The following is a 10,125-nucleotide window of genomic DNA, read 5'->3' as shown; positions in this document are numbered from 1 at the left end:
CCCTTGGGCGCACCCGAAGGTCCGGTCCCAGCACCACCTTTAGGCGCGTTGGCGGGTCCGACCGCAGGCCCACCGGCCCCCTTGGGCCCACCCGACGCGCCAGGACCGCCGCCACCCGTGTGCCCCTGCGAAGGAGTGACCGAAGGACCACCCGTCTTGGGACCACCGACCGGCCCGCCGCCGGGCTGCCCGGGTGGCCGCTGGGCGTTCGCGTCAGGGTTGAACTTGGTGAACTCGCGGCCGCTGTTGGCGTCCGTGCTGACGTGTGTCTGCTGCGTGGCCTTCAGACCCGCCTGGACGTTGCCGAACGTCGTCGCCGCCCGTTCCGCCTGCGACACCGAGTTGTTGTTGGACGAATTCAGCGCAGGCACGGCGAACAAGCCGATCGGGCCCAGCGAGTTGGGGCTGAGCTGCAGGCCGCGCAGCCCCCCGGTGATCGCGTTCAGCCTGGACTGGAAGTCGCCCGCCTTGCCCTGCAGGCCTTCCATGGCGGAACCGCTCATGCCGAACCCGGACGTGCCCGTCGGCCCGCCCACCGGTGGTGGCGGTGGGCCGGGGGTGGGGGACGGGCTGGGGCTCGGTGACGGGTTCGGGTTGCCGCCGCCGGGGTTCTTGGGTGCCATGAGCGGTTCTCTCCGGACGACTAGGCGGTACTAGACCTGGACGGAGGGCGCGTCGGTGCGGGTGTCGGGCTTGTTCGGGTACTTCGACTGGTAGTCGTCGTACGAGGACTTGGCCGCGTCGCCGGACGACTTCGCCTGCGCACCGGCCGTCTCGGCCCGCTTGCCCGCCGCTTCGGCCTCCTCCGAGGCACGCTTGGCGGCGGCGATGTCGGCCTCGCTGCCGGTCTGGAACGCCTTCGCGTTGGCCTCGGACGCTTTGGCGTTGGCCTCCGTGAAGTCGACGTTCGCCTTCTCGTACGCGGCGTTGGCTTCCTTGGCGGCGTTGTTCTTGGCGGTCAGGTCGTTCTCCGCCGAGGTCTTGCCCGGGTCCTGGGGGCCTCCGGGGTTCTTCTGCTGGTAGTCCTCGTACGCCTTCTGCTGGGCGTCGTCGGTCGGCTTGGTGGCGTCCAGCGCCGCGTTCGACTCCTTCGACGCGTTCGCCAGGTCGCGTGCCTCCTTGGCCGCGCCGGACGCCGCGGTCGCCGCTTCGGCGCGGGCCGCGTCCGCTTCGGCCTTGGCCGCGTCGTACTTGGCCTTCGCCGCGTCGAACTTCGCCTGGTCGCCGGACTCCGCCGCCTTGTTCACCTCCTCGGCCGCGTCGTTGGCCTTCTTGTTGGCGGCGGCGGCCTTGTCCGAGGCGTCGTTGAGCTTCTCGTTGGCCGTCTTGGTTTCCTCGGCCTCCTTCTGCTCGTTCTTCTTGGCGTCCTCGTACTTCTGGTTGGCGTCCTTGGCGTCCTTGTTCGCCTTGTCGACCACGTCCTGGTCGTCGTCCTGCTTCTTGCCCTTGTCGATGGCCTCGTCCACGTCGCCGGCGGCTTTGTAGCCCTCCCAGGCGATCTCGGCGACGTCGGCGATGTTCTCGAACCGGTCCCAGCCCTTGCCGATCTTCTCCACGATGCCGTCGAGGTTCTTGATCCGGCCCATCTGCCTGCTCAGCGCGGCGACCAGGCGCGCGATGCGGGACGCGACGTTGGTGGCGAGCGCGACGCCCCGGCCGACCGCGAAGCCGATGAAGGCGGCAATGGACGCGCCGACGGTGGGGATCGCGGCGGCTGCGGCGGCCAGCGCGCCCGCGATCAGCGAGCCGAGGAACTGGGCGATCATGTCGCGCACGATGTCCCGCAGGACCTGCACCAGCATGCCGCACACGGCGACGATCTTGGCCTTGGTCTCGACGGCGCTCGCGAGGTCGTCGAGCTCCTTGCCCATCGCCTCCATGCTGGCCGAGAACCGCTCCGACGCCTGCCCGGTCCACCCGTCGAAGGTGACCAGGCCCTGCTTGTGGTCCTCGGCGAGCACGCGGATGTCGACCGCCTGCTTCTTGGTGGCCTCGACGTTCGCCTGGATGTCCTCGGGGTCGCCCATGAGCTGGTCGAAGCCCTCGCGGATGAACGTGATGTGCTCGATCAGCCACCCGATGCCCGCGCCCAGGATGGAGCCGAACGGGTCGGTGGCGAACATCGCCACCGAGGACGCCGCGCCGATGGCGTTGAACGTGATGTCCAGGACGCGTTCGGTCTCCGACTCGGCGTCCTTGCCGATCGAGTCGATCAGCCCGTCGAACGCCTCGATGAACATCGAGCCCTTGAACTTGTTCTCCTCGGTGATCTCGATACCGGGAGGCGCCGCGATCGGCGTGTCGGGGGCGGTCATGGCACGGCCTTCCTAGGTCACCAGGGCTGGTTGTCGTCGTCGTCTTCGTCGTCCCGGCGCGCGGGGCGGACCGGGCGCGGCGGCGCGGCGGGCTGGGGCCTGGCCTGGGCCCGCGGCGGCTGCGGCTGCGGCTCCGGTTCGGGGTCCGGGTCGTGGTCGTCGGTGTCGGCCGGGTCGTCGACGGCGGTGGTCATCGAGTCGATGACGAACCGCATCGCCTCGGTGCCGGCGCCCAGCGGCTCGAACGCCTCCACGACCCTCTGCGCCGCCTGCTTCTGGGCGGTGCGGGCGGTGGTCATGATCAGCGCGGTGAGGCGGGCGGGGCCGAGGTCGCAGGCGCGGTGGCCGAGCTGGAGGTCCAGCAGCCCGCCGTTGGGACCGACCGTGACGGTGACCGCGCCGTCGCTGCTGGTGACCCGGGCGTTGGCCGCGGCGTAGTTCTCCTGCAGGTCGGCCGACTTCTGCTTCAGGTCGGCCAGGCGCGACTCGTAGTCGTCCAGCCATTGCCGGGGGTCCAAGGCAGCCTCCTCGGGTGGATACCGGTGCAGCCTGGAGTCCACCGAAGCCCGCCAACGCCGTCCCAACGCCTCACCAACGGGCGACTCGCCGGCGGGGTACCGAACCCCCGAACGGGTGACGTGCCACCCCCGCCTCCAGCGCCTCCGCCCCCTGCGGCCTCCGCCCCCTGCGGCCTCCCCTGTCTCCCCATGCGAGGCCGCGTCGGTGTGTCACGGCGCGTCCTCGGCCGATCACGCTTTTCGATCGGCCGAGGACGACCCGTGACGCGCCGACTCCTCGGCGGCCGAGCCGTCCGAGCGGAGCGAGGACCATCAAACACAGCACCAACGATTAGGTCACGTGCGGGCCGGTACGCGCGCGGTGGTCGTTACTACGGGGTACGGTTCGCCACTCGGAAGCCCGACAACGCTGTCGGGATTTGTCTGCTCGATGAGCAGGGAGGGAGACGAGCCGTGCGTCGTCGAATGCGTGGCATCGCGGTGGCCGCGATCGCGCTGACCAGCGTTCTGTCGATGGCCGCCTGTGCCAAGGACAACGGTGGGACCGGAACCGGTGGTTCGACCGACAGCGCCTCCGGTGGCTGCAAGCTGGCGGACAAGCCGCCCGCCGCCGCCGGCAGCACCAGCAGCTCCTCGGCCGGCGACAAGGTGGACGGCAGCGCCCTCAAGGTCGGTCTCGCCTACGACATCGGCGGGCGTGGCGACGCGTCGTTCAACGACTCCGCCGCCGCCGGGCTGGACAAGGCCAAGGCCGACTTCGGCGTCTCCGAGGTCAAGGAGCTGACCGCCGCCCCGAACGAGCCGGAGGCCGCCAAGGAGACCCGGCTCCGCCAGCTCGCGAGCGAGGGCTTCAGCCCGATCATCGGCGTCGGCTTCGCGTACGCCGAGTCGCTGAAGGTCGTCGCGCCGGAGTTCCCGAACGTCAAGTTCGCCATCGTGGACGGCGCGGTCGAGGGTGCGGCGAACGTCACCCCGCTCGTGTTCGCCGAGGAAGAGGGCTCGTTCCTGGCCGGCGTGATCGCCGCCTACCAGTCCAAGTCCTGCCACGTCGGCTTCATCGGCGGTGTGAAGATCCCGCTGATCCAGAAGTTCGACGCGGGCTTCGAGCAGGGCGCCAAGGCCGCCGCGCCGGACATCAAGATCGAGAAGCAGTACCTGACCCCGGCGGGCGACTTCACCGGCTTCCAGGACCCGACCAAGGGCCAGGAGGCCGCGAAGGGCCAGATCGAGTCCGGCTCCGACGTGCTCTACCACGCCGCCGGCGCGTCCGGCAAGGGCGTCTTCTCCGCCGCGAAGGCCGCGAACGTCAAGGCCATCGGCGTCGACTCCGACCAGTACAACCAGTCCACCGTCGCCGAGTCCAAGGACGTGATCGTCTCGTCCATGCTCAAGCGCGTCGACGTGGCGGTGTACGACTTCGTCAAGGCGGTCGCCAAGAACGACCTCGCCAACCTGCCGAAGGTGTTCAACCTCAAGGTGGACGGCGTCGGCTACGCCACGTCCGGCGGCAAGATCGACGACAGCCTGAAGGCCGTGCTGGACGGCTACAAGGCCCAGATCGTCGAGGGCAAGATCAAGGTCTCGGACAAGCCGACCGGCTGATCCCGGCCGTCACCGCAGTGGGCCTCGCGAGACACTTCCTCGCGAGGCCCACTGCGTGGTTTCCACCCCGGCCCTGCCGGAGATCAGACGGAGCCCTGAATGAGCACTAGCACCCCTGCCGCCGGCACCCCGGCCGTCGTCCTCTCGGGCATCACCAAGCGGTTCCCCGGTGTGGTCGCCAACAGCGACGTGCACCTGACCGTGCGGGCCGGCGAAGTGCACGCGCTGTGCGGTGAGAACGGCGCGGGCAAGTCCACGCTGATGAAGATCCTGTACGGGATGCAGCAGCCCGACGAGGGCACCATCGAGGTGGCCGGCGAACAGGTCCGGTTCCGGACCCCGGCGGACGCCATCCGGGCCGGCATCGGCATGGTGCACCAGCACTTCATGCTGGCCGACAACCTGACCGTGCAGGAGAACGTCGTGCTCGGCGCGGAGGCGCGGCACGGCATCGGCGGCAAGGCCCGCAAGGTCATCCAGGGCCTGGCGGAGGCCACCGGCCTCACCGTCGACCCCGGTGTGCTGGTCGAACGCCTCGGCGTCGCCGACCGCCAGCGGGTGGAGATCCTGAAGGTGCTCTACCGGGGCGCCAAGGTGATCATCCTGGACGAGCCGACGGCCGTGCTGGTGCCGCAGGAGGTGGACGAGCTGTTCGCCACCCTGCGCGGGATGCAGGAGCAGGGCTTCACGTTCCTGTTCATCTCGCACAAGCTGGACGAGGTGCGCGCGATCGCCGACTCGGTGACGGTGATCCGGCGCGGCACCACGGTCGGCACCGCCGACCCGAAGACGGTCAGCTCCCGCCAGCTCGCGGAGATGATGGTGGGCAGCGAGCTGCCCAGCCCGGAGAGCCGCGAGTCCACGGTCACCGACCGGGTGGTGCTGACCGTGGAGAACCTCGGCCTGGTCGCGGCGGAGGGCACCCGCCCCGTGCTGGACGGCATCGACCTGGTCGTGCGGTCCGGCGAGGTGGTCGGCATCGCGGGCGTCGAGGGCAACGGCCAGACCGAGCTGGTCGAGACGATCATGGGGATGCGCAAGGCGTCCCACGGCCGCGTGCTGCTCGGCGACCGCGACCTGACGAGGCTCGGCACGCTCGCCCGGCGCGAGGCGGGCATCGGCTACGTGCCGGAGGACCGGCACCGGCAGGGCCTGCTGCTCACGCAGCCGCTGTGGGCCAACCGCATCCTCGGCCACCAGACCCGCGAGCCGGTCTCGAAGGGCCAGTGGCTGGACCTCGCCGGCGCGAAGCAGGACACCCGGCGGATCGTCGCCGAGTTCGACGTCCGCACGCCCGGCATCGACGTGCCCGCCGCCGCGCTGTCCGGCGGCAACCAGCAGAAGCTCGTGGTGGGGCGGGAGCTGTCCGGCGACCCGGTGCTGCTCATCGCCTCCCACCCGACGCGCGGCGTGGACGTCGGCGCGCAGGCGCTGATCTGGGAGGAGATCAAGCGGGCGCGGGCGCGCGGCCTGGCCGTGCTGCTGATCTCCGCCGACCTGGACGAGCTGATCGGCTTGTCGGACACGATCAAGGTCATGCTGCGCGGACGCCTCGTCGCCGACGCGGACCCGGCCTCGGTCACCCCGGAGGACCTCGGCAGCGCGATGACCGGCGCGGGCGCCACCAGCGCCGCCGTCGCGGAACTGGAAGGCGAGTAATGGGAATCCTGCGCGGCAAGCTGCTGCCGCCCGCACTGGCGATCCTGTTCTCCGCACTGCTGTGCGGCATCGCGCTGGTGGTGTCCGGCGCGAACCCGTTCGAGGCGTTCGGCGCGATGGTGTCCCAGGTCGGCGAGGGCACGACCGCGGTGAACATCGTCAACAGCACCGGCACGTACTACATCGCGGCGCTGGCCGTGGCCATCGGGTTCCAGATGAACCTGTTCAACATCGGTGTCGAGGGCCAGTACCGGGTGGCGGCGGTGGTCGCGGCGGTGGTCGGCGGCTCGATCGCGCTGCCGCCGGGCCTGCACTCGCTGGTGGTCATCCTGGTGGCGGCGGTGGCCGGCGCGCTGTGGGCGGCGATCCCGGCGGTCCTCAAGGTCACCCGGGGCGTGAACGAGGTCATCTCCACGATCATGATGAACGGCCTGGCGCTCGGCCTGGCCGCGTACCTGATCCGGGACGACGTGTTCGGCGAGTTGCGGGGCAACAACATCCGCACGCCGGAGATCCCGGAGAGCGGCTGGGTGCCGGGGATCTCGTTCGGCTCGTCCGGCACGGTCTTCGGCCTGGTGTTCCTGGCCGCGCTCCTGGGCATCGGGTACTGGGTGATGATGAACCGCACCCGGTTCGGCTTCGAGCTGAAGGCGTCCGGCGAGTCCGCGACCGCCGCGGCGGCCGGCGGCGTCAGCGCGAAGAAGATGGTGCTGATCGCGATGCTGCTGTCCGGCGGCATCGCGGGCCTGGTGTCGATGCCGGAGATCCTCGGCCGCGACCACACCTACAACCTGAACTTCCCGGCGGGCATCGGCTTCTCCGGGATCGCGATCGCCCTGCTCGGCCGCAACCACCCCGGCGGCATCGCGTTCGGCGCGCTGCTGTGGGCGTTCCTCGACCAGTCGGGCCTGGCGCTGGACAACATCGGGGTGGCGAGGGAGATCGTGACGATCATGCAGGGCGCGATCGTGCTGTCGGTCGTCGTCGCGTACGAGGTGGTCCGCCGGCTGGAGCTGGCCGCCGAACAGCGCCGGGTCGGCAAGGAACTGGGGACGGTGGCGGCATGAGCACCTCTTTGATGAATCCTTCGGAAGCCCCGGCCACCGTCCCTCCGCCGCGCAAGTCCCGCCGCGTTCCCGGCTGGGCCGTCGGCGTGCTCGGCGTGGTCGGCGCGATCGTGCTGCTGTCGACCACGTCCTACCTGACCGGCCTGCCGCAGCTCACGTCCACCGGCACGACCCAGACCGCCGTGCGCCTGGCGCTCCCGATCCTCCTCGCCGGCCTCGGCGGGCTGTGGGCGGAACGCGCGGGCGTGGTGAACATCGGCCTCGAAGGCATGATGATCATGGGCACGTGGGGCGCCGCGTGGGGCGGCTACCAGTGGGGCCCGTGGGCCGCGCTGCTGGCCGCCGCCGTGTTCGGCGCGCTGGGCGGCCTGCTGCACGCGATCGCCACGGTCACCTTCGGCGTCAACCACATCGTGTCCGGTGTGGCGATCAACCTGCTCGGCGCGGGCCTCACCAAGTACCTGTCGACGCTGATCTTCTTCCCGCTCTCGCACAACCCGCGCGAGTCGCCCGCCGTGCCGAAGTTCGACACCTACTCCGCGCCGGGCCTGTCCGAGTGGCTGGCCGACCTCGAAGCGCAGCAGCGGGTGGGGATCTCCGACGTGGCCGGCATCCTGCGGGGCCTGATCACCGGTGTGTCGCCGCTGACGATGCTGGCGATCGCGCTGGTCGTCGGCAGCTACCTGGTGCTGTGGCGGACGCGGTTCGGCCTGCGGCTGCGGTCGTGCGGCGAGAACCCGGTCGCGGCGGAATCCCTCGGTGTCAACGTCTACCGGCACAAGTACCTCGCGGTGATCGCGTCCGGCGCGCTGGCCGGCATCGGCGGCGCGGCCCTCGTGCTCAACCCCGGCCAGCCGGGCTACCTGGAGGGCCAGACCAACGGCCGCGGCTTCATCGGCCTGGCGGCGATGATCTTCGGCAACTGGCGTCCCGGCGGCCTGCTGGGCGGCGCGGCGCTGTTCGGCTACGCGGACGGCCTGCAACTGCGCAGCGGCGGCAAGACGTTCCTGGCGCTGATCTACGGCGCGGTGCTGCTGCTGGCCGTGATCGTGATCTGGCAGCTCGTCCGCCGCCGCTGGTTCGCGGCGGCCGGCGGGATCGTCGCGGCGGCGGCGCTCTACGCGGTGTACTACAGCGTGGACGAGGTGCCGTCTGAGCTGACGACCTACGCCCCGCACCTGGTGACGCTGATCGTGCTCGCCGTCGCGTCGCAGCGATTGCGCATGCCCGCCGCCGACGGGGTGGTGTACCGCCGTGGTTGACCGCGACGCCGTCGACTGGGACGACCTGCGGGCGCGGGCGGTGGCCGCCGCGCAGTCGGCGTACTGCCCGTACTCGGGCCTGCGAGTCGGCTCGGCGGCCGTGTGCGACGACGGCCGGATCGTCGTCGGCTGCAACGTGGAGAACGCCTCGTACGGCGTGGGCCTCTGCGCCGAGTGCACCATGGCCGGGCAGCTCCGCCTGACCGGCGGCGGGAAGTTCGTCGCCGTCGCCTGCCGCGGTGGTGACGGCGAACTGCTCATGCCGTGCGGGCGGTGCCGGCAGGTGCTCTACGAGCTGGGCGGCCCCGACTGCCTGGTCGACACGCCGTCCGGCGTGCTGCCCATGAGCCGGGTGCTGCCCGACGCGTTCGGACCGGAGGACCTGCCATGACCCACACCGCGGTCGACGTGATCAGGGCGAAGCGGGACGGCCACGAGCTGTCCGACGCCCAGATCGACTGGGTGGTCGACGCCTACACCAAGGGCGTCGTCGCCGACGAGCAGATGTCGGCGCTGGCCATGGCGATCTTCCTGAACGGCATGAACACGGCGGAGACGGCCCGCTGGACCCGCGCCATGGTCCGCTCCGGCGCGACGCTGTCCCTGGACGTCGGCCGGCCCACCGTCGACAAGCACTCGACGGGCGGCGTGGGCGACAAGATCACGTTGCCGCTGGCTCCCCTGGTGGCCGCGTGCGGCGCGGCGGTGCCGCAGCTATCCGGACGCGGCCTGGGGCACACCGGCGGGACGCTGGACAAGCTGGAGGCCATCCCCGGCTGGCGGGCGCAGCTCTCCGTGGACGAGGTGACCGCTCAGTTGCGCGACGTCGGCGCGGTGATCTGCGCGGCGACGGAGGGCCTGGCCCCGGCGGACCGGAAGCTCTACGCGCTGCGGGACGTCACCGGAACGGTCGAGTCCATCCCGCTGATCGCCGGCTCGATCATGTCGAAGAAGATCGCCGAAGGCGCCGAGGCGCTGGTGCTGGACGTGAAGGTCGGGTCCGGGGCGTTCATGAAGACCGAGGAGCAGGCGCGGGCGCTGGCCCAGGCCCTCGTGTCGATCGGCGTGGACCACGGCCTGAAGGTCTCGGCGCTGTTGACGGACATGTCGGTGCCGCTGGGACGTGCGGTCGGCAACGCCGTGGAGGTCGCCGAAGCGGTGGAGGTGCTGCGCGGCGGCGGTCCGGCGGACGTCGTGGAGCTGACCGTGGCGCTGGCGGCGGAAATGCTGTCCCAGGCCGGGATCTCGGCCGATCCGGCGGCGGTGCTGGCCAGTGGCGAGGCTTTCGAGACGTGGGCGCGGATGATCCGGGCGCAGGGCGGAGACCCTGACGCCGCGTTGCCGGCCGGTGCGCACAAGCACGTGGTGGAGGCTCCGGAGTCCGGCGTGCTCACCAGGTTGGACGCCTACGCGGTGGGTGTGGCTGCCTGGCGGCTGGGCGCGGGCCGTGCCCGCAAGGAGGACCCGGTGCAGGCCGGGGCCGGTGTGCTGTGCCAGGCGAAGCCCGGGGCCGAGGTCGTCAAGGGCCAGCCGTTGCTGGAGCTGCACACCGACACACCGGACGCCTTGGCCGGTGCGTTGGCGGCACTCGAAGGCGCTTACGCCATCGGTGACACCGCTCCGCCGCCGAGGCCGTTGGTCATCGACACCATCCGGGGCTGACCGCGTTGTGCGGCATCGGGTGAACGGCTGAATCCGTGCG

The 10,125-nt window shown here is 71.0% G+C and carries 8 protein-coding genes; 6 read left to right on the top strand and 2 right to left on the bottom strand.

The features are described 5' to 3' along the window. Positions 1–653: 653 nt before the first annotated feature. The gene (locus ACQPZF_RS38180) at positions 654–2,315 is read right to left on the bottom strand and encodes a hypothetical protein (protein WP_433265520.1); all 1,662 of its coding nucleotides are present in this window, start codon (positions 2,313–2,315) and stop codon (positions 654–656) included. 17 nt (positions 2,316–2,332) lie between these two features. Beyond that, positions 2,333–2,833, bottom strand: a complete 501-nt coding sequence (locus tag ACQPZF_RS38175) for a YbaB/EbfC family nucleoid-associated protein (RefSeq protein ID WP_433265518.1) — start codon at positions 2,831–2,833, stop codon at positions 2,333–2,335. Between the two features lie 465 nt (positions 2,834–3,298). Between ACQPZF_RS38175 and ACQPZF_RS38170 the strand changes: the two genes are divergently transcribed. From ACQPZF_RS38170 to ACQPZF_RS38145, 6 genes are all read left to right on the top strand, one after another. Then, positions 3,299–4,435: a BMP family lipoprotein gene (locus tag ACQPZF_RS38170; RefSeq protein WP_433274906.1), complete on the top strand. Its 1,137-nt coding sequence runs from the start codon at positions 3,299–3,301 to the stop codon at positions 4,433–4,435. Between the two features lie 99 nt (positions 4,436–4,534). Next, positions 4,535–6,094, top strand: coding sequence for an ABC transporter ATP-binding protein (locus tag ACQPZF_RS38165; RefSeq protein ID WP_433265516.1), 1,560 nt, complete (start codon positions 4,535–4,537; stop codon positions 6,092–6,094). Then, the gene (locus ACQPZF_RS38160; protein ID WP_433265514.1) at positions 6,094–7,161 is read left to right on the top strand and encodes an ABC transporter permease; all 1,068 of its coding nucleotides are present in this window, start codon (positions 6,094–6,096) and stop codon (positions 7,159–7,161) included. The genes ACQPZF_RS38165 and ACQPZF_RS38160 overlap by 1 nt, the downstream gene beginning before the upstream one ends. Next, a complete protein-coding gene (locus ACQPZF_RS38155; RefSeq protein WP_433265512.1) occupies positions 7,158–8,423 on the top strand; it encodes an ABC transporter permease in 1,266 nt (421 codons plus the stop codon). Before ACQPZF_RS38160 ends, ACQPZF_RS38155 begins: the two co-directional genes overlap by 4 nt. Then, positions 8,416–8,814, top strand: a complete 399-nt coding sequence (locus ACQPZF_RS38150) for a cytidine deaminase (RefSeq protein ID WP_433265510.1) — start codon at positions 8,416–8,418, stop codon at positions 8,812–8,814. Before ACQPZF_RS38155 ends, ACQPZF_RS38150 begins: the two co-directional genes overlap by 8 nt. After that, a complete protein-coding gene (locus ACQPZF_RS38145) occupies positions 8,811–10,085 on the top strand; it encodes a thymidine phosphorylase (protein ID WP_433265508.1) in 1,275 nt (424 codons plus the stop codon). The genes ACQPZF_RS38150 and ACQPZF_RS38145 overlap by 4 nt, the downstream gene beginning before the upstream one ends. The last annotated feature ends 40 nt before the right edge of the window (positions 10,086–10,125 follow it).

The sequence above is a fragment of the Actinosynnema sp. CS-041913 genome (assembly GCF_050942485.1).
GTDB lineage: Bacteria > Actinomycetota > Actinomycetes > Mycobacteriales > Pseudonocardiaceae > Actinosynnema.
The sequence above is the reverse complement of the archived record's forward strand: the minus strand, read 5'-3'. Positions and strand labels throughout refer to the sequence as shown.